This window comes from Roseateles rivi, assembly GCF_043555845.1.
Lineage (GTDB): Bacteria > Pseudomonadota > Gammaproteobacteria > Burkholderiales > Burkholderiaceae_C > Roseateles > Roseateles rivi.
Map to the genome: position 1 here is coordinate 617,193 of NZ_JBIGHZ010000001.1, position 21,807 is coordinate 638,999.

Below are 21,807 nucleotides of genomic sequence, written 5' to 3' on the forward strand. Positions count from 1 at the left end.
GGGGAGGGCTCCAAGCGGGCCGCAGAAATCGACATATGGTTCATTACCGCATCGCACCACTGGACGAGCACGCCCACCTCTTTGAGGTCACGCTCACGCTCTCGCAACCTCAGTCTTTGCAGGTCTTGAGCCTGCCCGTCTGGATTCCCGGCAGCTATATGGTGCGCGAGTTTTCGCGCCATTTGGGCGCCATCACGGCCCGCCAGGGCGGTCGTGAACTGGCCTGCCGTCAGACCGAGAAAAACCGCTGGGAAGTGGCCTGCCAAGGGCCGGCGGCGCTGGAGCTGAGCTACCGCGTCTACGCTTTTGACACCTCGGTGCGCACAGCCTATCTGGACGCTCAGCGCGCCTTCTTCAACCCCACCAGCCTGTGCCTGCGCGCCCACGGTTTTGAAGACGCCGAGCACCGCATTGAGCTGTCGGGTTGGGCGCCGCAGTGGCGTGTGGCCACGGCCATGCCTGAGCGTGGGCCGGGGCTGTACTGCGAGCAAAGCTACGAGGCCATGGCCGACCACCCCTTTGAGCTGGGTGAGTTCTGGAGCGGCAGCTTTGAAGCGGGCGGCGCGGTGCACGAGCTGGTGGTCAGCGGTCAGCTGCCGGTGGCGGATTTGCAGCGTCTGCTGCAAGATACACAGCGCATCTGCCAAGCACAGCTGCACTTTTGGCATGGGGCCAAGCCCACGGCGCCCATGCAGCGCTATGTCTTCATGCTCAATTGCATAGAAGAGGGCTACGGCGGCCTGGAGCACCGCGCCAGCACGGCCTTGCTGGCCTCGCGGCGCGATTTGCCGCGGCTGGGTCAGCCCGAGGTGAGCGACGGCTATTTGAAGCTGCTGGGCCTCATCAGCCACGAATACTTCCACACCTGGAACGTCAAGCGCCTGCGCCCGCGGGACTTCGCCCAGCTGGACTTTGACCGCGAGAACTACACCGAGCTGCTGTGGTTGTTTGAAGGCTTCACGTCCTACTACGACGAGCTCATGCTGGTGCGCGCCGGGCTGCTGGACGAGGCGCGCTACTTGAAGCTCATGGCCGCCCACATCAGCCAGGTGCTGGCCAGCCCGGGTCGGCTGCAGCACAGCCTGGCGCAGTCCAGCCTGGAGGCGTGGACCAAGTACTACCGGCCTGACGAAAACACCCTCAATGCCGTGGTCAGCTACTACAGCAAGGGCGCTTTGCTGGCGCTGGCGCTGGACTTGAGCCTGCGCAGCCAGGACCAAGCCCCCAGCAGCCTGGACGAGCTGATGCGCCAGCTGTGGGCGCAATGCCCCGACCGCCTGGTGCAAGAGGCTGATGTGCTGGCCGCCGTGGGCACGCTGGGCTCAGCAGCGCTGGCCGAGCAAGTGCGCCAGTGGGTGCATGGCACCGACGATTTGCCGCTGCCTGCGCTGCTGGAGCGCATGGGCTTGCGCTGGAGCCACGAGGCCATGCCGCTGGCCCAGCAATGGGGCTTGCGCGTGAGCGAAGAGGGCGGCGCGCTGCGCGTCAAAAACGTGCTGCATGGCGGTGCCGCGCTGCAGGCCGGCTTGCATGCGGGCGACGAAATCGTTGCGTGCAACGGCTGGCGCGTGCGCAAGCTCGACGATCTGCCGCTGACCTTGCAGGGCCAGGCCCCTTCGCAGCTGCGCCTGAGCGTGGCGAGAGACCAGCGCATGCTGGAGCTCACGCTGCAGCTGCCCAGCGCGGTGGCCACGGCCAGCGCTCCCGTGACCTTGAGTGTGTCTGACAAGGCCACGACGCGCGCGCAAAAACTGCGCCGCGCATGGCTGGGCGCCTGAAGCGTCGGCTGCTGGCGGCCGCCCTGGTGCTGGCGGTGCTGGCTGCACACGCCCTGCTGCTGCAGTGGTGGCAGCGCCAGCAAGGCCCATGGTTGGACGGCCTGGGTGCTGCCCCGCAGCTGCTGGAGGCGCAGTTTGTGCAGGAGCTGCAACCCGCCGCACCAGCGCCCGAAGCGGCTCCTGCCAAGTCCACACCTGCGGTCGAGTCCACGACGCTGGCCCTGCAGGAGTTGCCAGCGCCAGAGACTGAGACGGCTCCGCCGCCAGAGGCACCTGCCTCGGCCGCATCCGCCGCGACGCCTGCTGCAGAGCTTGCGAAGGCCACTGCTTCGCCTGAGCTGGCGCCAGCCCCTGAAGCGACCGCCAGCGCACCTGCTGAGTCGGGCGTCAACCCCTTCGAGCCCGGGCCCGAATGGCCTGTTTCTACGCAGCTGGACTACCGTCTGCACGGCTATTACCGCGGCGAGGTGTTCGGCCAAGCCCAGGTGCGCTGGCTGCGCCAGGGGCGCCATTACCAAGTCCACCTGGAGGTGCAGATCGGCCCCAGCCTGGCGCCCTTGGTTCGGCGGCGCATGAGCAGCGACGGGCAAATCACCGCGCAGGGCCTGAGCCCCACGCGCTACGACGAGGAAACCCAGCTGCTGCTGGGCGCACCCCGGCGCGCAGCCATCGTGTTTGACGAGCACGAGCTGCGCCTGGGCCAAGGTCAGCCCCAGGCTCGGCCCGAGGGCGTGCAGGACTCGGTCAGCCAGTTTGTGCAGCTCAGTTGGATTTTCTTGAGCCGCGCCAGCCAGTTGCAAGGCGGGGGTGCCATCGAGTTCCCGCTGGCCTTGCCCCGCAAGCTCTACGCTTGGCGTTACGACGCCAGCCCCTCCGAGCGCATGCCAACGGCCTTGGGTGAGATGGAGCTGATCCATCTGCGCCCAGCCGTGACCATGAGCGGTGGCGACTTGCAGGCAGAGGTATGGCTAGCACCGACCCTTCAATACCTGCCTGTGCGCTTGCGCATGGCGCAAGGCAGCGGCGTTTGGATTGAACTGAACCTGCGCCAACTGCCCCTGCAAACCGCCATTGACCCCCCCAAATCCCGGGGGGAGATGAACCTCGGAACAAGTGGTTTGGTTGAAACCCCTGCAATGTCCAACTAGGTTTTGGGCGTGAACTATTTCACGAAATTCGGACACCGTAGCATGTCGCACGCGGCGCCGGATCCAATTTGGGGGAAACGAAATGTCACAACTTTCGCGATTCAAGCTCAAGTCTCTGGTGGCGGGTGCCGCCTTGGCGCTCATGGGTGTCGGCGCGTGGGCTGGTACCTACAGCTATGGTGCAGACACATCTGGGGGCCCCACCTACAACCGGCTGGTGGAGTCGCTCAGTGTGTTGTCCAACATTGGCACGAATGTGCAGTACCAAGCCTTCTCGTTCACTGTCTCCGCTGCTGGCAACTATGACTTTTTGAGCCAGGCCGCGGGCTGGGATAACTTCCTGTTTCTCTACAACGGCTTTAACCCGCAGGACCCGTTGACCGGGGCACTCATCGGCAACGATGACTTCCAGGGGACCATCGGGACCTCGGGCTTCTCTTACATGCTCAACACGGGCACCACCTACACCGTGGTCACCACGGGTTACAGCAATATTGACGCTGGGACCTTCAGCAGCACCATCACCGGCCCTGGTGACGTCATGCCTGCCCCTGTACCCGAGCCAGCCACCTACGCCCTCATGGGCCTAGGCCTGGCAGCGTTGGGCGCGTTGGGCCGTCGCCGCTCTGTGGCTGCGCAGGGCTAAGCCCCTGAGTTGTAGGCAGCGCCATCCCTTATCCTTGGGTTGAATGCTGGGCATGCGCCCCCGCTTACGTGTATCTCCCCTCTGACCCAAGGAGTTTGATCGATGAGTGCCCCCTACGAATGCATCCTCACCGAGGTTCGCGGCGAAGGCCAGCGCAAGACCGCGCTGATCCGCCTGAACCGGCCCAAGCAGCTCAACGCCCTGAGCGACCAGCTCTTTGACGAGCTGGGCCATGCGCTGCTGGGGTTTGATGCTGACGAAGGCATTGGCTGCATTGTCTTGACCGGCAGCGAGCGCGCGTTTGCCGCCGGGGCCGACATCCCCACGCTGGCGCAGTACGACTACATGCGCGCCATTCGCGAGAACATGATTACGCGCAACTGGGAGCACATCCTGCGCGTGAGAAAGCCCGTCATCGCTGCGGTTGCAGGTTTTGCGCTGGGCGGTGGTTGCGAGCTGGCCATGATGTGCGACTTCATCATCGCCGCCGACACGGCCAAATTCGGCCAACCCGAAATCAAGCTGGCTGTCACGCCCGGAGCGGGCGGCACACAGCGCCTGCCGCGCGCCATCGGCAAGAGCAAGGCCATGGACTTGCTGCTGACCGCACGCATGATGGACGCTGCCGAAGCCGAGCGCGCGGGCCTGGTGTCGCGCGTGGTGCCGGCCGAGCAGCTGCTTGATGAAGCGCTGTCCGCCGCCGAAGCCATCAATGCCATGAGCGCGCCCGTGGCCGTGCTCATGAAGGAACTGGTGAACCGCGCCTTTGAAGGTCCGCTCAGCGACACCGTGGCCGTCGAGCGCCGCACCTTCCACTCGCTCTTTGGCACGCCCGACCAAAAAGAAGGCATGGCCGCCTTCTTGGAAAAGCGCGCGCCGCAGTTCCGCCACGGCAAGGCCTGAGCGGCTGAAGGTGAGGCCATGACCGGGGCCCTGGCGGCCCCGGTGTGTGGAGAGGCCTTAGGCCTCGCGGCGCAGGGCCGGGAACAGCACCACGTCGCGGATGGAGGGGCTGTCGGTGAGCAGCATCACCAGGCGGTCGATGCCGATGCCGCAGCCGCCTGTGGGGGGCATGCCGTATTCCAGCGCGCGGATGAAGTCCGCGTCAAAGAACATCGCCTCTTCGTCGCCCGCGTCTTTGTTGGCCACTTGGGCCTGGAAGCGCGCGGCCTGGTCTTCGGCGTCGTTCAGCTCCGAGAAGCCGTTGGCGTACTCGCGCCCGGTGATGAAGAGCTCAAAGCGCTCGGTGATCTTGGGGTCGGCGTCCGAGGCGCGGGCCAGGGGCGAGACTTCCACCGGGTAGTCAATGATGTAGGTGGGTTGCCAGAGCTTCTCTTCCACCACGGCTTCAAACAGGCCGAACTGCAGTTCCGCCAGGCTCCAGTGCGCGAGCGCATCCTCGCCGGCGGCGAGGATGCGCTCGCGCAGCACCTCGGCGTTGTCGGCTTGCTCAGGCGTCAGCCCAGCGTGCTGGATGAGCGACTCGCGCACCGACAGGCGGGCGAAGGGTTCGTCCAGATGCACTTCCTTGCCCGCGTAGCTCACCCGTGCGCTGCCCGTGGCCGCGCGTGCGGCGTGGCGGATCAGCTCCTCGGTGAAGTCCATCATGTCGTGGTGGTTCCAGTACGCCGCGTAGAACTCCATCATGGTGAACTCGGGGTTGTGGCGCACCGAGATGCCTTCGTTGCGGAAGTTGCGGTTGATCTCAAACACCCGCTCAAAACCGCCCACCACCAGGCGCTTGAGGTAGAGCTCAGGCGCAATGCGCAGGAACATCTGCTGGTCCAGCGCGTTGTGGTGCGTCACGAAAGGCCGTGCGTTGGCACCGCCGGGAATGGGGTGCAGCATGGGCGTTTCGACTTCCAAAAAGCCGTGCTCCACCATGTGGTTGCGGATGGAAGACACGGCCTTGGAGCGCGCCACAAAGCGCTCGCGTGCGTGCTCGTCGGTGATCAGGTCCACATAGCGCTGGCGGTACTTCTGCTCCTGGTCGGCCATGCCGTGGAACTTGTCGGGCAGCGGGCGCAGGCTCTTGGTCAGCAGCTTGAGTGTGGTGACCTTGATGGAGAGTTCGCCCGTGCGGGTGCGAAACAGCGTGCCCTCGGCACCCAGGATGTCGCCCAGGTCGTAGTGCTTGAAGTCGTTGTAGGCCTCTTCGCCCAGCGCGTCTTTGGAGAGAAAGAGCTGGATGCGTCCGGTGGCGTCTTGCAGCGTGGCAAAGCTGGCCTTGCCCATGATGCGCTTGAGCATCATGCGCCCACCCACGCTCACCGCCACAGCCTGGGGTTCGAGCGTTTCGTTGGCCACATCGCCCCAGCGTTGCTGCAGGGGCAGGGCGCGGTCACGGGGTTTGAAGTCGTTGGGGAAGGCGGCCACGCCCTTGGCCTGGGCCTGAGCACGCAGCGCAGCGAGTTTTTCGCGGCGCTCGGCGATCAGTTGGTTGTCATCGTGGGCGGGGGTGGCGGCAGCGCCGTGTTCAGGGGCAGGGGTGTGGCTCATCATGCACTCGTTGTTGCGACGGGCATTTTAGCGATTCACCCCGCCGACTCGGGCCTGGCGGCGGGGCGGCACATAAAATCAGCGGCTTGGTCTTTTGGTGGCGGCCCCACCGCATCTACATGTCTGAACACATCACCGCAGGCGCCAGCGCGATGCTCAACGACGCGCAGCGCCCGCTGCGCTTTGCCCTGGTGGGCTGTGGGCGCATCGCGCGCAACCACGTTGAGGCCCTGCAGCGCCACGCTCCTGCTGCGCAGCTGGTGGCGCTGTGCGACACCCAGCCCCAGGCGTTGGCCGAATTTCAAGCCCTCACCGGTGCGCCGGGCTACAGCTCGCTGCAGGCGCTGCTGGCCCAGGCCGATGTGGATGTGGTCGTGCTGGCCACGCCCAGCGGGCTGCACGCGCAGCAAGCCATTGAGTGCGCGCGCGCGGGCCGCCATGTGCTTACCGAAAAGCCCATGGCCACCAAGTTCGAAGACGGGCAAGCCATGGTGCGCGCCTGCCGCGAGGCCGGGGTCAAGCTCTTTGTGGTCAAGCAAAACCGCCTCAATGCCACGGTGCAGCTGGTCAAGCGCGCCATCGACCAGGGGCGCTTTGGCCGCATTTTCATGAGCACGGTGAACGTGTTCTGGACCCGCCCGCAAAGCTATTACGACGCGGCCCGCTGGCGCGGCCGCTGGGACATGGACGGCGGCGCCTTCATGAACCAAGCCAGCCACTACGTGGACCTGCTGGACTGGCTGGTGGGCCCGGTGGACAACGTGCACGCCTACACCGCCACGCTGGCGCGCGACATTGAAGCCGAAGACACCGGCGTGATGAGCCTGCGCCTGCGCCACGGCGGGCTGGCCAGCATCAACGTCACCATGCTGACCTACCCCAAGAACCTCGAAGGCTCCATCACCATCCTGGGCGAGCGCGGCACGGTGCGCATTGGCGGCACGGCGGTGAACAAGATCGAGCACTGGGCTTTTGACACCCCGCACGAGGATGACGCCCTGGTGGCCGCGTCGAGCTACGACACCACCAGCGTTTACGGCTTTGGCCACACGGCCTATTACGACAACGTCATCCAGACGCTGCGCGGGCATGCCCAGGCGCATGTGGACGGCTACGAAGGCCTGCGCTCGCTGGAGCTCTTGATTGCGGCCTACCGCAGCGCGCGCGACGGGCAGCGCGTGGGCCTGCCGCTGGTGTTTTGAGCCCCATCACCATGAGCTACTGGAAACACGACAGCGCCATCGTTGACGAGGGCGCACAAATTGGCGCGGGCAGCAAGGTCTGGCACTTCAGTCATGTCTGTGCGGGTGCGCGCATCGGTGCCGACTGCTCGCTGGGGCAGGGCGTGTATGTGGGCAACGATGTGCTCATTGGCCGCGGCGTGAAGATCCAAAACAACGTCTCCGTCTACGACGCGGTGACGCTGGAGGACGAGGTGTTTTGCGGCCCCTCCATGGTCTTCACCAATGTCTACAACCCGCGTGCAGCGGTGGTGCGCAAGAACGAATACCGCCGCACGCGCGTGTGCCGTGGCGCCACTCTGGGCGCCAACTGCACGGTGGTGTGTGGTGCCACCATCGGTGCTTACGCCTTCATCGGCGCGGGCGCGGTGGTCAAGGGCGATGTGCCCGAACACGCGCTCATGGTGGGTGTGCCCGCGCGCCAGGTGGGCTGGGTCAGCCGCCACGGCGAGCGCCTGCATTTCGGCCCCGACGGCCGCGCCCGCTGCCCCGCCACGGGCGAGGTCTATGCGCTGCAAGACCAGGGCTGCGTGCCGATTCAAGACTCTTCAGACAACCCGCCATGACGCTGCCTTTCATCGATCTCAAAGCCCAGTACCTGCCGCTCAAAGAGCGCATTGCGCAGCGCATGCAAGCGGTGCTGGACCACGGCCAGTACATCATGGGCCCCGAGGTGGCCGAGCTGGAGGCCGCGCTGGCCCAGCGTGTGGGTGTGGCGCATTGCATCAGCGTGGCCAGCGGCACCGAGGCCCTGCTCATCGCCCTCATGACCTTGGGCCTGAAGCCGGGCGACGAAATCGTCACCACGCCCTTTACCTTTGCCGCCACGGCCGAGGTCATTGCCTTGTTGGGCGCAGTGCCGGTGTTTGTCGACATCGAGCCTGACACCTGCAATATCGACCCCAGGCTGATCGAGGCGGCCATCACGCCGCGCACCCGCGCCCTCATGCCGGTGAGCCTCTACGGCCAGGTGGCCGATATGACCGAGATCAACGCGCTGGCCCAGCGCCATGGCCTGGCTGTGATTGAAGACGCCGCGCAGAGCTTTGGCGCGCTCTACCAGGGGCGGCCCAGCTGTGGGCTCTCCACCTGGGGGGCCACCAGCTTTTTCCCGAGCAAGCCCTTGGGCTGCTATGGCGACGGCGGGGCGCTGTTCACCAACGACGCCGCGTTGGCGCAGGCCGCGCGCGAGATCCGCGTTCACGGCCAAGGCCAGCGCTATGTGCACACCCGCGTGGGCGTGGGCGGGCGCATGGACACGCTGCAGTGCGCCATCGTGCTGGCCAAGCTGGAGCGCTTTGATTGGGAAGTCGAGCAGCGCTTGGCCCTGGGGCAGCGCTACCAGGCGCTGCTGGCACCACTGCCCCTGCAGCGCTTGGTGGTGCGCCCAGACCGCAGCTGCGTGTGGGCCCAGTTCACCGTGCTGCTGCAAGACGCGGCTCAGCGCGAGGCTGTGCAGGCCGCGCTCAAAGCGCAGGGCGTGCCCACGGCCATCCACTACCCGCGCCCGCTGCACCGCCAGCCCGCGTATGAGCAGCACTGCCGCGTGGTGGGTTCGCTGGCGCATGCCGAGGCGGCGGCCCAGCGCGTCTTGAGCCTGCCCATGAGTGCGGACCTCAGCCACGCGCAGCAAGACCAGGTGGTGGCTGCCTTGCGCCAGGCGCTGCAGGCATGAGGGTCTCCGCCCTGTGGCGTGGCACCTTGACGCTGCTGGCCGGCGGTGCCGCCGCGCAAGTGTTGCCGCTGCTGCTGGGGCCTTGGCTCACGCGCCTGTACTCGCCCTCGGAGTTCGGGCAGTTCAGCCTGTTGTGGACCGTGGCCACCAATCTGGCCGTGGTGGGCTGTGCGCGCTATGAATTTGCCCTGCCGCTGGCGCGCGAAGACAGCGCCGCGCAGGCTCTGCTGGCGCTGTGCGCGCGCGTGCTGCTGGCCGTGACGCTGGCCAGTGCCGTGCTGGCGCTGCTGTGGTGGGCCTGGGCGGCAGCGGGCGAGGGCGCCTCGCCCCTGATTTTGTGGCTGCCTTTGGCGGTGCTCGCGGGTGCGCTGGCGCAGGCCCTCACGCTGTGGGCCACGCGAGCGCAGGCTTTTGCCGCCCTGGCCTGGGCGCGGGTGCTGCAGTACGGCGGCGCAGCGCTTTTGCAGCTGGGCTTGGGGCTGGCGGCTTTTGGTGCGCTGGGCTTGCTGCTGGGGCCGGTGCTGGCGGCGCTGGCCGCTGCGCTGTGGTTGGCCCGCACGGCCCCGCCCTTGGGTTTGACGGGTGGCCGCTGGCGCCGTTGGTGGGCCGTGTGGCGCACACCCGGTTGGCAGGCACAGGCGCGGCTGCACCGCGACTTCCCGCTGCTCAACACCCCGCACGCCTTTGCCTCGGCCTTGCAGGACAGCCTGGCTCTCTTGCTGCTGGTGCATTTGAGTGGCGACGCGGCCGCGGGCTACTGGGCCCTGGCGCTGCGGTATCTGAAGGCCCCGGCGGGGTTGGTGGGCGGAGCGCTGTCGCAGTCGCTCTACCCGCAGCTGGTGGCCTGTGCCGAGCCCGTGGCGGCGCGGCGCCTGGTGCGCCAAAGCATGTTGGCGCTGAGCGCCTTGGCCCTGCCGCTGGCCGTGGTGTTGCTGCTGTGGGGACCTGAACTCTTTGCCTGGGTGTTTGGCGAGCGCTGGACCGATGCGGGCGAACTGGCCCGGGCGCTGGCCCCCTATGTGGCCCTGCACTTCGTGGCCTCACCCCTGGGCGTGGTGACGCTGGCCTGGCGCGCTCAAGCCTGGGCCTTGCGCCTGGCGCTGGTGGGGCAGGTGGCCTTTGTGGCTGGCATCATGCTGGGCTGGCACAGTGGTGGGCTCATCGGTGCGGCCTGGGGGGTGTCGGCGGCCATGCTGCTGTACTTCGGCTACTACTTCTGGGCCCTGGCCACTTGGTCGCGCTGGCCCGCACAAGACGCGCTCACCCCAGACCCTTCCACACCCCGCACGCCATGACTTTGCGCTCCCACTTCAACCGCTGGCGCCGTGCCGTTTGGCAGGCCCTGGCCTACCGCATGGTGTTTGGCGAGCGCGATGGCCCGCGCGGCGTGCGCCCACACACCCGCATTGCCCCGAGCACCTGCATTCAAGGCGCTCAAGGCCTGCGCCTGGCAGACCATGTCTTCATTGGCCAGTTCAACTTTCTGGACGCGCAAGGCGGCCTGACCCTGCATGAGGGCGTGCAGATCACCAATTTCGTCAGCGTGCTCACCCACAGCTCGCACCGCAGCGTGCGCTTGCTGGGCCGCCACTATGTGCAGCACCCGCAGCCACTGCCGGGCTATGTGAGTGCGCCGGTGGAGATTGGTGCTTACAGCTTCATCGGGCCGCACAGCCTGATTGAACCCGGCGCACGCCTGGGCCGCGGCGTGGTGGTGTGCGCCTATGCGCAGGTGCGTGGCGAGGTGCCGGACTTTGCCATCGTTGCCGGCCAACCCGCCCGCGTGGTGGGTGACGTGCGCACGCGTGACGCTGAGCTGCTGCGCCAACACCCCGAGCTGGCCGAGCACTACCGTGCCTGGGCCGGCGAGCTGCCGCAGGGGGCGCCATGAAGCTGGTGCTCTTGGGCGACGGGCAAAGCCCGCATCTGCTGAAGTGGGCGCGCGCGCTGGCCGCACAGCGCCCGGCGCTGCAGCTCTATGCGGCCTCGTCGCGCGACTTCGCGCCGGACTTCCAATTCCTCATCCCCGAAAGCCGCCGTCTGGCGCTGAACACCTCACCCCAGCACGCGGGGGGCAACCTCTCGGTGCTGATGCAGTTGCCGCGCCTGGCGGCCTGGCTGGCGCGGGTGGACGCTGACTGGATTCACGCCCACTACCTCACCTCGCACGGTACGCTGGCCTGGGTGGCCAAGCAGGGCTGGCGGCTGCGCGGGCAAATCGTTGGCTCGGCCTGGGGCAGCGACATCCTCGTCACGCCGCAGCAGGGCTGGGGCTATGCCTGGGTCACGCGCAAAGTGCTGCAGGCCTGTGCGCTGACCACGTCGGACTCCGAGCACATGAGCGCGCGCATGCGCGAGCTGGGTGCGGGCGAGGTCATGACCTTCCCCTTCGGGCTGGAGCAGCTGCCGCGCCAAAGCGCGCGCAAAGACCCGGCGCTGTTTTTCGCCAATCGCGGGCTGGAGCCCATCTACCGCCCGCAGCGCGTCATCACCGTCTTCGCGGCCCTGGCTGCGCAGCTGCCGCAAGCGCGCCTGGTGGTGGCCAACGATGGCTCTTTGCGCGAAGCCCTGCAGCAGCAGTGCGCGCAGCTGGGCCTGGCGCAGCGCGTGAGCTTTGTGGGCCGGCTCGATGCCGCCAGCCAAGCCCGCCACTACGCGCAAGCGCGCTGGTACCTGAGCCTGCCTGAGAGCGATTCGGTCTCGGTCTCGGTGCTCGAGGCCATGGCCCATGAATGCCTGCCGCTGCTGTCTGACCTGCCCGCCAACCACGAGCTGCTGGGGCCGGACCGCAGTGGTTTGATTCTGCGCGAGGACGAAGACCTGAACGCGCTTGCCGCACGCCTGCAGCAGCTCGCCCCCGATGCCGATGCTGCCGACGCCGCCGGTGCGCGCAACCGCGCCTGGGTGGCCGACAACGCCTTGTTTGCCCCGGCTGTGCAGCGCTTTGTCGCGCGGCTGCACAGCCTCAGCCCCGCCGCTTGAGCGCGGCTGTTTGACACCCTGATTGCATGAAGATACTGCTCATCAACCACTACGCGGGCTCGCCACAACATGGCATGGAGTTCCGCCCCTACTACCTGGCGCGCGAATGGGTGCGCCAGGGGCATCAGGTGCTCATCGTGGCGGCCAGCCACTCGCATGTGCGCGCCACCCAGCCCCAGCCCGGCGCGCAGACCCTGGACGGCATTTCCTACTGCTGGTACCGCACCCCCGCTTACGAAGGCAATGGCCTGGGGCGCGTGCGCAATATCTGGGCTTTTTGCCGCCATGTCTGGAAGGACACCGACATCCTGGCCGACAGCTTCGAGCCCGATGTCGTCATCGCCTCCAGCACCTACCCCATGGACATCTGGGTGGCGCGGCGCATTGCCCGGCGTGCCCGCGCCAAGCTGGTCTACGAGGTGCATGACCTCTGGCCGCTCTCGCCCATCGAGCTGTCTGGCATGTCGCCGCGCCACCCCTTTGCGCTCTTGTGCCAAAAGGCCGAGAACGACGCCTATCGCGACGCCGATGTGGTCGTCTCCATGCTGCCCTGCGTGCACGAGCACATGGCCGCCCATGGGCTGGACCTGGCCAAGCTGCACATCGTGCCCAATGGCATTGCGCTGGACGACTGGCAGGCCGCTGAAGCGCACACGCTCAACGCGCCGCTGGCGGCGCATCTGCAAGCGCTGCGCGCGCAAGGGCGCACCGTGGTGGGCTATGCGGGCTCCATGGGCTTGCCCAATGCGCTGGACGTTTTGCTGGACGCCGCCGCTGCGCTGCGTCAGGAGCCCCTGAGCTTTGTGCTGGTGGGCAGCGGGCACGAGGCCGCGCGGCTGCGCCAGCGCGTGGCCAGCGAGGGCTTGAGCCATGTGCAGGTCTTCGACCCCATTCCCAAAGCGCAGATCCCCGCCTTGCTGGCGGGGCTGGACATTGCCTACATCGGCTGGCAGCGCACGCCCATCTACCGTTTTGGCATCGCACCCAACAAGCTGATGGACTACATGATGGCGCAGTGCGCCGTGCTGCATTCCGTGGACGCGGGCAACGACCCCGTGGCCGAGGCGGGCTGCGGCCTTACCGTGCCGCCGCAAGACCCTGCCGCTGTGGCCCAGGGTCTGCGCACGCTGGCGGCACTGAGTCCGCAAGAGCGGGCCGCCATGGGTGAGCGCGGGCGCCGCTATGTGCTGCAGCGCCACACCTACCCGGTGCTGGCACAGCGCTTCATCGACGCCTTGGGTTAGGGAGCTGCTGCGCCATGCCTGACCGCCGCGAACTCGAAGCCATTGCCCAGCGCTACGCCCGGCGCGACGAGCGCCTGGCCGGTGGCGACCGCTACAGCCTGCTGCGCCCCGAGGTCTGGCAAATGACACAAGAGCGCCAGCGCGTGCTGCTGCAGCTGCTGGCGCAGCGTGATGGTCAGCCCCAGGACTGGCGGCTGACCGAGGTGGGCTGCGGCGCAGGCGGCAATTTGCTGGAGATGCTGCGCCTGGGCCTGCGCCCCGAACACCTGTGCGGCGTGGAGCTGCTGCCCGCGCGCCTGGCCCAAGCTCGCGCCGTGCTGCCCGAGTCTGTGCGCCTGCTAGCGGGTGATGCCAGCGTGGCCGATGTGGCCGAGGCCAGCCAGGACCTGGTGCTGCAATCCACCGTGTTTTCATCCATCCTGGATGACGATTTGCAACTGCGCCTGGCGCAGACGCTGTGGCGCTGGCTCAAGCCCGGCGGCGCGCTCATCTGGTACGACTTCGTGGTGGACAATCCGCGCAACCCCGATGTGCGCGGCGTGCCCGTGCGGCGGCTGCGTCAGCTCTTCCCGCACGGGGCGCTGCAGCTGCGCCGCGTCACCCTGGCGCCCCCGCTGGCGCGCCTGGCCTGCCGCCTGCACCCCATGGCCTACACGCTACTCAACACGCTGCCGCTGCTGCGCACCCACCGTCTGGCCCTCATCACCAAACCGCTATGACCACCTCTGCCCCCGCGCCCCAGGCGCTGCCTTTCCTGCCCTTTGCCTTGCCTGAAATCGGCGAGGAAGAAATTGCCGAAGTCGTCGACACGCTGCGCAGCGGCTGGGTCACCACCGGCCCCAAAGCCAAGCGCTTTGAGCAGGCCTTTGCCGAGTTTCTGGGCGAGCCGCAAATCGAATGCGTGGCCGTCAACTCCGCCACCGCAGGCCTGCACCTGGCGCTGGAAGCCCTGGGCATAGGCCCGGGTGACGAGGTCATCACCACCACCCACACCTTCACCGCCACGGCCGAAGTGGTGCGCTATCTGGGCGCGGACGTGAAGCTGGTGGACATCGACCCGGCCACCCTCAACATCGACCTCGCGCAGATCGAAGCCGCCATCACGCCGCGCACGCGCTGCATCATCCCCGTCCATTACGCCGGCTTGGCCGTGGACATGCTGGCGCTCTTGGACATCGCGCGCAAACACGGGCTCAAGGTGGTGGAAGACGCCGCCCACGCCCTGCCCACCACGATTGAGAAAGAGCTCATCGGCACGCTGGGCAGCAACGCCACGGTGTTCAGCTTCTACGCCAACAAAACCATGACCACGGGCGAGGGCGGCATGCTGGTGACGCGCGACGCCGAGCTGGCTCGCCGCGCGCGCGTGATGCGCCTGCACGGCATCAACCGCGATGCCTTTGACCGCTTCACCGCCAAGGTGCCCAGCTGGTACTACGAGATCGTGGCGCCGGGCTTCAAGTACAACCTCACCGACATTGCCGCCGCCCTGGGCCTGCACCAGCTCAAGCGCCTCTCGGCCTTTCAGGTGCGGCGCGAGCACATCGCTGAGGCCTATCTGGAGGCCTTTGCCGATCTGCCCCTCATCCTGCCGCCCCAAGCGCCCGAGGGCGACACCCACAGCTGGCACCTTTTTGTGCTGCGCCTGGCCGACGAGGCCCCGGTCAGCCGCGATCAATTCATCGAGGCCATGTTTGCCCGTGGCATTGGCTGCAGCGTGCACTACGTGCCCCTGCACCAGCACCCCTACTGGCGCGAGCGCTACGGCCTCACCGCCGAGATGTTCCCGCACTCACAAAAAGCCTATGAGCGCACGGTCAGCATCCCGCTCTACACGGCCATGACGGACGCTGACGTGCAGCGCGTCATTGCCGCCGTGCGCGCCAGCCTCGGGGTGGCCTGAGGGCCATGGCCAAGCGCTTCTTTGACATTGTGGTGAGTGCGCTGGGCCTGCTGGCGCTCGCGCCGCTGCTGCTGGTCGTGGCCGTGTGGATCAAGCTCGACTCGCGCGGGCCCGTGATGTTCCGCCAGGAGCGGGTAGGGCGCTTTGGCCGTCCCTTCTTCATCCACAAATTCCGCAGCATGCGCGTGGACAACGCCGGGCTGCAAATTACCGTGGGCGCTGACGACCGCATCACCCGCAGCGGCCGTTTTTTGCGCGCCAGCAAAATCGACGAACTGCCCCAGCTCTGGGACGTGCTGCGCGGCGCCATGAGCCTCGTTGGCCCGCGCCCCGAAGTGCCGCGCTATGTGGCGCTCTACCCCGCCGAGCTGCGCGCGCTGGTGCTCTCCGTGCGGCCCGGCATCACCGACCCCGCCTCGCTGGCCTTCCGGCATGAATCAGAACTCCTGGCCCGCGCCGCCGACCCCGAGCGCGAGTACATCGAGGTGGTCATGCCCGCCAAGCTGCAACTCTCGGCGGACTACGTGCGCCAAGCCGGTTTGCGCACCGATGCGCGCCTGATCTGGGCCACGCTGCGCACGCTGCTCAAGGGCTGAACCGGCGCGCTCAGTCGTCCAACTCGGCAAACAAAACGTCGGGGGGTAAATGCAAATCCACGCTGGCGAAATGCACGGTATCGGTGGGGTCAAAGGGGTGCAGTACCCAAAGCCCATCACCGCCGCGTCGGTAGATGTCGCTGCGGCGCGAATCCAAATCGATGAACGCCACTTCTTGCAACGAGGCGATGGCGCGGTACTGGGCGAATTTCTCCCCCCGGTCGTAGGCGGCGGTGCTGGCCGACAGCACCTCCACAATCAGCGTCGGTTCGCGTTTGATCAAGGGGCTTTCGCGGTCGGCTGCACTGCAACTGACCACCACATCCGGGTAGAAATAGGCGTCGCCCGCTTGGGCTTGCACCTTCATGTCGGCCATGAAGGTGCGGCATGGGCTGCCGCTGAGGTGCTGGCGCAGGGCCATGGCGACATTCAGGCTGGCCGTGACATGCCTGTCCTCCGCCCCAGCCATGGCATAGGGCACCCCGCCCACGAAATCGTGGCGCTCGGTCTGGGTGGCCTCCCACGCCAAGAACTCGTCAGGGGTCATGGCTGGGGATTTGAGAGCAGCTTCTCCCATGGGGCAGTCTCCTGTGGATCTGGCCATTATCGGCGTGCACGCTCTGTCGCGCAGGCCCCTCATCTTCTCGCGACAATAGCGCCCTATGTTTTGGCAATCATTTGATGTTTTCCTCACGCTCATCCGTCCGCACCGCGAGCGGCTGGCCTTGCTGATGGACCTTGCGGTGGTGGCACTGGCTTGGCAGGCCACCTATCTGTTTCGCCTTGGTTTTGAGCGCTGGTTCAGCGCCCGCCCGGACTACGACCACTGGGTGCTGCTGGGCGTGCTGGCGCTCTACGGCGTGCTGCTGCTGGCGCTCAAAGTGCCCAAGGGCATCTGGCGCTTCTCGGGCTTTGGCGAGGTCAAGCGCCTGGCCGCCGTGTGCGCTGTGGCAGGCCTTGTCGCTGCCACCATGGTGCTCATGGCGCAGCTCGGCAAAGTGCCCCGTGCGGTGCTTGCCCTGCACCCCGTCTTCACGCTCATGGGCCTGGCCATGATGCGCATGGGCTACCGCATGCTTTACGAACACATGCGCAGCCGCATCAACGGCAGTGCCCACGAGCAACGCCGTGCCCTCATCATGGGCGCGGGCGACGCCGCTCGGCTGCTCGTGGCTGGCATTCAGCACAGCCAAGGCTGGGTGGTGGTGGGCTTGGTGGACGACAACGCCGCCAAACACGGCCAACGCGTGGCCGGCCTGCCCGTGCTGGGGCCACTGGCGAGCGCCGCGCACTTTGCCCAGTTGCACGGCGTCACCCACATCATCGTGGCCATGCCAGGGGCCACCACCGCACAACGCCGCGTGGCGCTGGACTTGGCCGCGCAAACGCACAAGCCTGTGCTCACCGTGCCCAGCAGCCAAGAGCTGCTGGCCGGGCGCCATGTCGACCAGGTGCGCGACATCGAGCCCGAAGACCTGCTCGGCCGCGAACCTGTGGAACTGGACGAAGGCGGCATCAGCGAGTGCTTGAACGGCAAAGTCGTGCTCATCACCGGCGCGGGCGGCAGCATCGGCTCAGAGCTGTGCCGGCAGGTGGCGAGGTACGGCCCGTCCAAGATCGTGCTCTACGAGCTCTCAGAATTCGCGCTCTACCGCATCGAGCAAGAGCTGGGCGAGAGCTTCCCCCACATCCCCCTGGTGCGCCTGGTGGGCGACGTCAAAGACCTCGAACACCTGCGCCACGTCTTCGGCAAATACAAACCCCAGATCGTCTTCCACGCCGCCGCCTACAAGCACGTGCCGCTCATGGAAGAAGAAAACGCCTGGGCCTGCCTGCGCAACAACACCCTGGGCACCTACCACGCTGCCCAAGCCGCCGCTGAACACGGCACCGAACGCTTCGTTCTCATCAGCACCGACAAGGCCGTCAACCCCACTAACGTCATGGGCGCCACCAAACGCGCCGCCGAACTCGTCATCAGCCACATGGCCGGGCAGGGCCACACCACCAAGTTCATGGCCGTGCGCTTCGGCAACGTGCTGGGCTCTAGCGGTAGCGTGATCCCCAAGTTCAAAGAACAAATCGCCAAGGGCGGCCCGGTGACGGTGACGCACCCGGACATCACCCGCTACTTCATGACGATTCCGGAGGCGGCGAGGTTGGTGGTGCAGGCCTGTGCCATTGGGGAAACCGGGCAGGTCTACGTGCTGGACATGGGGGAGCCGGTGAGGATTGTGGATTTGGCTAAGGCGATGATCCGGATGAGCGGAAGGGATCTCAATGAGGTGCGGATCGAGTTTTCCGGGTTGAGGCCTGGAGAGAAGCTGTATGAGGAGTTGCTCACTGACAGCGACAACTCGCTACCGACATCGATCCCACCTCTCAGTATCGCCAGGCTGAACAGTAGCGAAGCCGCTTCAACGGTAGTGGTCTGGCTGACACAGACACTCGCCGATCCCGTGAACAGTGACGATAGGCTGCGCACTGCTCTTCGGGATCTTCTCCCCGCTGAGTATGGTGTGAGTCGGGCTTGAGATGGTAGAACTACGGGGCATTCAAGCCCCGTAGTTCTACAAGTCAAGCACTCAACAGCTCGATCATTCCTTGATGGGTGTGCTGCACAAAGTCTTCATGACCATGTGGCCGAACATCAGATGGACGTCCTCGCACATCTGCATGTCGAATGAGTTCACCCAGACGCTGTGGTCACACATCGGCATCATCTTGCCACCGTCGTAACCGACGATGCCGAGGACCTTGCCGCCAGCCTTACGCGCCGATTCGATAGCTTTCAGCACGTTGGGTGAGTTGCCGCTGCCGCTCACGGCTATCAGGAGATCACCTTCGTCCATCAGCGCGTCCACCTGGCCGGCAAACACATCAGCATAGGACAAGTCATTGCCATAGGCTGTGATCAGGCCCATGTTGTCGCATAGGCACACGCCACGGAACTTCTTGCCTGTGGCCAAGTTGACCATCTTGTTCCAGTCGGTGATGTAGTGTGATGCGGTCGATGCGCTACCGCCGTTGCCACAAGTCAGGATTTTCTTGCCGCCTTCGAATGCTGCACGGACCATGTCGATTCCCTTTTGGAACGCCGTGGTGTCCAGCTGTTGAGCAAGGCGGGCGTGGGCGGCGAGGTAATTGGAGACAGTGAATTCGGTGGACATGGGAAACGTCATTCGGTAGGTTGATAGAAAACGATCTGAGCGCCGGTGCGATCAAACCGGAACTTCACAGGCTGCAGATCGCCGAGCGCAGCGGTGATTTGCGCGTGACGCTCCTGAGGAGCGTAGAACATCATGAATCCGCCATTGCCGGCGCCGAGCAGCTTGCCGCCTAGCGCGCCATTGGCCAAGCCTGCGGCGTACCAGCTGTCGATCTGCGTATCGGAGATTCCAGACGTTAGTTGGGCCTTGAGGCGCCAGTTCTCGTCTAGCAGCGTACCTAGATGCTCAAGCGTGCCAGATTCGAGCTGCTCTTTCATCTCGAAGGCTAACTGGACCATCCGGCGCATCAGCGCGCGGCGGTCGGTCGCTTGCATCGCCGCCGATTGGCTTGCCAGCACGGCGGACGCGCTGCGGGTACGGCCAGTGAAGAAGACCAGGGTCGAATCCTCCATCTCCTGCAGCAGGCTGGGCTTGCAGATGACTGGGTCAACCGACACCGAGTCGTCCGGGTGGAAGCGGATGAGGTTGAGGCCGCCGTAGGCCGCCGCGTATTGGTCCTGCTTGCCGATTGGCTCGCCACAGCGGTCGATTTCTATCTCGCAGGCTTGCCGCGCTAGTGTTTCCTTCGAGGCGAAGCGGTTGCGGTAGGCGTATAGCGCATTCAGCAGGCCCACGGTGTAGGTGCTGGAGGATCCCAGGCCTGAACCCTTGGACGGGATGTCCGCCATCGAGGCGATCTCGATGCCACCGTCAATTCCAACCACATCCAGCGCCTGTCGGACCAGCGGATGCTCGATCTCATGCCGCGACTGGACGTCCTCGGTCTTCGTGTAGCTTAGCCGGATGCGCCCATCGAACTTCTTGTTGACGCAGATGTACATGTACTTGTCGATCGATGTCGACAGCACGGCGCCGATTTCCTCGCGGTAGTAGGCGGGCAGGTCGCTGCCACCGCCGACAAAACTCATCCGCAAGGGAGTCTTGCTGACAATCACTTACTTCTCCCAATCAATCATGTGCTCCGCAGATTCTGCAGATCTGCGGATTGTCGCGGTTTCGTCGCTGGCTCGGCTGTTCAGAACTTCAGTTGTCTGTTCTTCCGTGTAGCCGCGGGCGGTGTAGTCGTCCTTCAATCGTTTGAGGCGGATATCCTCTGACTCGTTAATGAATAGCCTCAGGGTGCGAGCTGGTGGTGTCAGCGCGGGTAGGCAAAGTGCTGGGACACCCTCGATGATGAGTAGGTCATCTGTACCGACTGAATGGCGTTCACTGTGCGAGGCTATGGTACGCGTGAAGCGGTCATAGACCGGCTCCTCAAACTCTACGCGCTGCGTCGCCCCGGCGATTTCTGCGAGCCGGGAGACCGCGGCCGCTAGATTGTAACGATTGAGCACGCCCGTGCCTTCGGCGCGCTCGCTGCCGGGCTTGAGCCAGCCGTCCAGCGAGACGATGTGGGCGTGCTTGCCAAGCACCGCCAGCAGTTCCTTGAGCACCTGCGCTGCGGAGGACTTGCCCGATCGTGCCAGACCGCCGATCAGGATGACGCGGCGGTCCAGCGCAGCCAGCGCAATGGGCGCCAACTGGCGCCGTGCACGGGCGTGACCCACAGTGATCCACTGCACCGCTTCGGCCAGGTTGGTGGCGACATAGTCTGGGCGTCCGGTGTGCTTGGCGTCCTGTCCCCCGTACCCGGTGTGCAGCAGCATCGTGCGAACGCCGGCGCGCCGACCCGCCTCGATGTCGGCGGTCGTGTCGCCCACCATCCAGGAGCCTTCGCGGGAGATGGCGAGATCCCGCGAGGCTTGCTCGATCATGCCGGGCGCGGGCTTGCGGCAGTCGCAGACGATCTTTAGCGCTGGCACCTCGCCCTCGAATCCCCTGTCCGGATGATGCGGGCAGTAGTAGATCGCGTCCAGGTAGGCGCGCTGTGTGCCAAGCAGGCTCTCCAAGCGTGCATGGATTTGATGAAGCTCTTCGATCGTTACGTCGCCACGAGCGATAACGGGCTGGTTGGTTGTGAGTACAGCGAGCAGACCTGCTCGGTTGAGCTGCCGCACAGCCTCGCCGACGCCTGGGAGCAACTCGATCTGGTCGGGGGACTTCAGGTGGTTGACCTCGCGGTTCAAGGTTCCGTCCCGATCCAAGAAAACCGCTTTGCGTAGCCCGCGCCAGGACAGCCGCTCTGGCAGGCCTACTTCGATGTCGCGCTCGACCTTGTCGAGACGGTCCGGTGTACCCATGTCCTTGATGTACTCAGGCGTGACATAGCCGTGCAGTCGCAAGCCTTGGGCGAGCATTGCGGGGAACATGTGCTTGGCGATGTCAGCCTTGCCGGCCTCGGGTGTGACTGAGGTCAGGGACTCGTTGCGGATGGCGTATAGCGCGGCGTTCACCAGGTTGCGCAGGTGCTGTCCTTCCGGATGCGGATAGGGGTGGATGCCGCGTACCTGCCCCTGATCGTCGATGTCGACTAGGTCGGAATCATAGGGATGGTCGTTCGGGTGCAGGAACAGCGTGGCATTCGCGTCGGAGGCCAGATGCGCGCCGAAGAATCGGCGTAGGTCGATATCGAGATAGGTGTCGCCGTATAGCAGCAGGAACTGTGGCTTGAGTGCGTGTAGCGCGTCTCGCAGTGCGCCGGAGGTGCCGCGCGGTGCGTCCTCGACCGCGTAGCGGATGCGCACGCCGAATCGCGAGCCGTCTCCAAAGAAGTCAGAGATGGTCTCGTGTCGGTGATGGACCAGCAGGGCGATGTCGGTGAATCCGTGCCTGCGGCAGAGCTCAATCTGGTGCTGCAGTACCGGTTTGCCCATCACCGGGACCATGGGCTTGGGCAGGGCGCCGGAGCGGCTGGCGAGGCGGGTGCCCTGACCTCCCGCGAGGATGGCGACGTTGCAGAGGAACGTGGGGGACGACGTCATGGTG

20 protein-coding genes are annotated in these 21,807 nt (G+C 65.8%); 15 read left to right on the forward strand and 5 right to left on the reverse strand.

Annotation, left to right across the window (positions count from 1 at the left end):
• Positions 1–35: 35 nt before the first annotated feature.
• From ACG0Z6_RS02760 to ACG0Z6_RS02775, 4 genes are all read left to right on the forward strand, one after another.
• A complete protein-coding gene (locus ACG0Z6_RS02760; RefSeq protein ID WP_394458533.1) occupies positions 36–1,778 on the forward strand; it encodes a M61 family metallopeptidase in 1,743 nt (580 codons plus the stop codon).
• Positions 1,763–2,926 carry a DUF3108 domain-containing protein gene (locus ACG0Z6_RS02765; RefSeq protein WP_394458534.1) on the forward strand — a complete coding sequence of 388 codons (1,164 nt, stop codon included), beginning with the start codon at positions 1,763–1,765 and terminating at the stop codon, positions 2,924–2,926. Before ACG0Z6_RS02760 ends, ACG0Z6_RS02765 begins: the two co-directional genes overlap by 16 nt.
• Positions 2,927–3,008: 82 nt before the next feature.
• Positions 3,009–3,572, forward strand: a complete 564-nt coding sequence (locus ACG0Z6_RS02770; RefSeq protein ID WP_394458535.1) for a PEP-CTERM sorting domain-containing protein — start codon at positions 3,009–3,011, stop codon at positions 3,570–3,572.
• A 102-nt stretch (positions 3,573–3,674) separates the two neighbouring features.
• The gene (locus tag ACG0Z6_RS02775) at positions 3,675–4,475 is read left to right on the forward strand and encodes an enoyl-CoA hydratase (protein WP_394458536.1); all 801 of its coding nucleotides are present in this window, start codon (positions 3,675–3,677) and stop codon (positions 4,473–4,475) included.
• Positions 4,476–4,532: 57 nt separating this feature from the next.
• On the opposite strand, the gene lysS is transcribed toward ACG0Z6_RS02775, so the two are convergent.
• The gene (gene lysS, locus ACG0Z6_RS02780; protein ID WP_394458537.1) at positions 4,533–6,071 is read right to left on the reverse strand and encodes a lysine--tRNA ligase; all 1,539 of its coding nucleotides are present in this window, start codon (positions 6,069–6,071) and stop codon (positions 4,533–4,535) included.
• A gap of 119 nt (positions 6,072–6,190) precedes the next feature.
• Here lysS and ACG0Z6_RS02785 point away from each other — a divergent pair, with 119 nt between their 5' ends.
• The 10 genes from ACG0Z6_RS02785 to ACG0Z6_RS02830 are packed head-to-tail and all read left to right on the forward strand — an operon-like array spanning position 6,191 to position 15,712.
• Positions 6,191–7,273: a Gfo/Idh/MocA family protein gene (locus ACG0Z6_RS02785; RefSeq protein ID WP_394458538.1), complete on the forward strand. Its 1,083-nt coding sequence runs from the start codon at positions 6,191–6,193 to the stop codon at positions 7,271–7,273.
• Between the two features lie 11 nt (positions 7,274–7,284).
• Positions 7,285–7,878 (forward strand): N-acetyltransferase, encoded by a 594-nt coding sequence (locus ACG0Z6_RS02790; RefSeq protein ID WP_394458539.1) that lies wholly within the window; start codon positions 7,285–7,287, stop codon positions 7,876–7,878.
• Positions 7,879–7,880: 2 nt separating this feature from the next.
• Positions 7,881–8,987 (forward strand): DegT/DnrJ/EryC1/StrS family aminotransferase, encoded by a 1,107-nt coding sequence (locus ACG0Z6_RS02795; RefSeq protein WP_394458808.1) that lies wholly within the window; start codon positions 7,881–7,883, stop codon positions 8,985–8,987.
• Positions 8,984–10,282 (forward strand): lipopolysaccharide biosynthesis protein, encoded by a 1,299-nt coding sequence (locus tag ACG0Z6_RS02800; protein ID WP_394458540.1) that lies wholly within the window; start codon positions 8,984–8,986, stop codon positions 10,280–10,282. Before ACG0Z6_RS02795 ends, ACG0Z6_RS02800 begins: the two co-directional genes overlap by 4 nt.
• Positions 10,283–10,284: 2 nt before the next feature.
• Entirely contained in the window at positions 10,285–10,878 is a 594-nt protein-coding gene (locus ACG0Z6_RS02805; RefSeq protein WP_394458809.1) for an acyltransferase, read from the forward strand.
• Complete coding sequence (locus ACG0Z6_RS02810; protein WP_394458541.1) at positions 10,875–11,969, forward strand: glycosyltransferase; 1,095 nt, start codon at positions 10,875–10,877, stop codon at positions 11,967–11,969. Before ACG0Z6_RS02805 ends, ACG0Z6_RS02810 begins: the two co-directional genes overlap by 4 nt.
• A gap of 26 nt (positions 11,970–11,995) precedes the next feature.
• A complete protein-coding gene (locus ACG0Z6_RS02815) occupies positions 11,996–13,213 on the forward strand; it encodes a glycosyltransferase family 4 protein (RefSeq protein ID WP_394458542.1) in 1,218 nt (405 codons plus the stop codon).
• Positions 13,214–13,227: 14 nt separating this feature from the next.
• A complete protein-coding gene (locus tag ACG0Z6_RS02820) occupies positions 13,228–13,932 on the forward strand; it encodes a class I SAM-dependent methyltransferase (RefSeq protein WP_394458543.1) in 705 nt (234 codons plus the stop codon).
• Positions 13,929–15,116 (forward strand): DegT/DnrJ/EryC1/StrS family aminotransferase, encoded by a 1,188-nt coding sequence (locus ACG0Z6_RS02825; RefSeq protein WP_394458544.1) that lies wholly within the window; start codon positions 13,929–13,931, stop codon positions 15,114–15,116. The genes ACG0Z6_RS02820 and ACG0Z6_RS02825 overlap by 4 nt, the downstream gene beginning before the upstream one ends.
• Before the next feature lie 5 nt (positions 15,117–15,121).
• Positions 15,122–15,712, forward strand: coding sequence for a sugar transferase (locus ACG0Z6_RS02830; RefSeq protein ID WP_394458545.1), 591 nt, complete (start codon positions 15,122–15,124; stop codon positions 15,710–15,712).
• A gap of 10 nt (positions 15,713–15,722) precedes the next feature.
• On the opposite strand, the gene ACG0Z6_RS02835 is transcribed toward ACG0Z6_RS02830, so the two are convergent.
• Positions 15,723–16,289 carry a Uma2 family endonuclease gene (locus ACG0Z6_RS02835; RefSeq protein WP_394458546.1) on the reverse strand — a complete coding sequence of 189 codons (567 nt, stop codon included), beginning with the start codon at positions 16,287–16,289 and terminating at the stop codon, positions 15,723–15,725.
• Positions 16,290–16,374: 85 nt separating this feature from the next.
• Between ACG0Z6_RS02835 and ACG0Z6_RS02840 the strand changes: the two genes are divergently transcribed.
• Positions 16,375–18,246: a polysaccharide biosynthesis protein gene (locus ACG0Z6_RS02840; RefSeq protein ID WP_394458547.1), complete on the forward strand. Its 1,872-nt coding sequence runs from the start codon at positions 16,375–16,377 to the stop codon at positions 18,244–18,246.
• A gap of 63 nt (positions 18,247–18,309) precedes the next feature.
• On the opposite strand, the gene ACG0Z6_RS02845 is transcribed toward ACG0Z6_RS02840, so the two are convergent.
• The 3 genes from ACG0Z6_RS02845 to ACG0Z6_RS02855 are packed head-to-tail and all read right to left on the reverse strand — an operon-like array spanning position 18,310 to position 21,803.
• On the reverse strand, positions 18,310–18,882 hold the full coding sequence (locus ACG0Z6_RS02845; RefSeq protein WP_394458548.1) for a D-sedoheptulose-7-phosphate isomerase: 573 nt from the start codon (positions 18,880–18,882) through the stop codon (positions 18,310–18,312).
• An 8-nt stretch (positions 18,883–18,890) separates the two neighbouring features.
• Positions 18,891–19,877 (reverse strand): GHMP family kinase ATP-binding protein, encoded by a 987-nt coding sequence (locus ACG0Z6_RS02850; protein WP_394458549.1) that lies wholly within the window; start codon positions 19,875–19,877, stop codon positions 18,891–18,893.
• Positions 19,878–21,803, reverse strand: coding sequence for an HAD-IIIA family hydrolase (locus tag ACG0Z6_RS02855; RefSeq protein ID WP_394458550.1), 1,926 nt, complete (start codon positions 21,801–21,803; stop codon positions 19,878–19,880).
• Positions 21,804–21,807 lie beyond the last annotated feature (4 nt).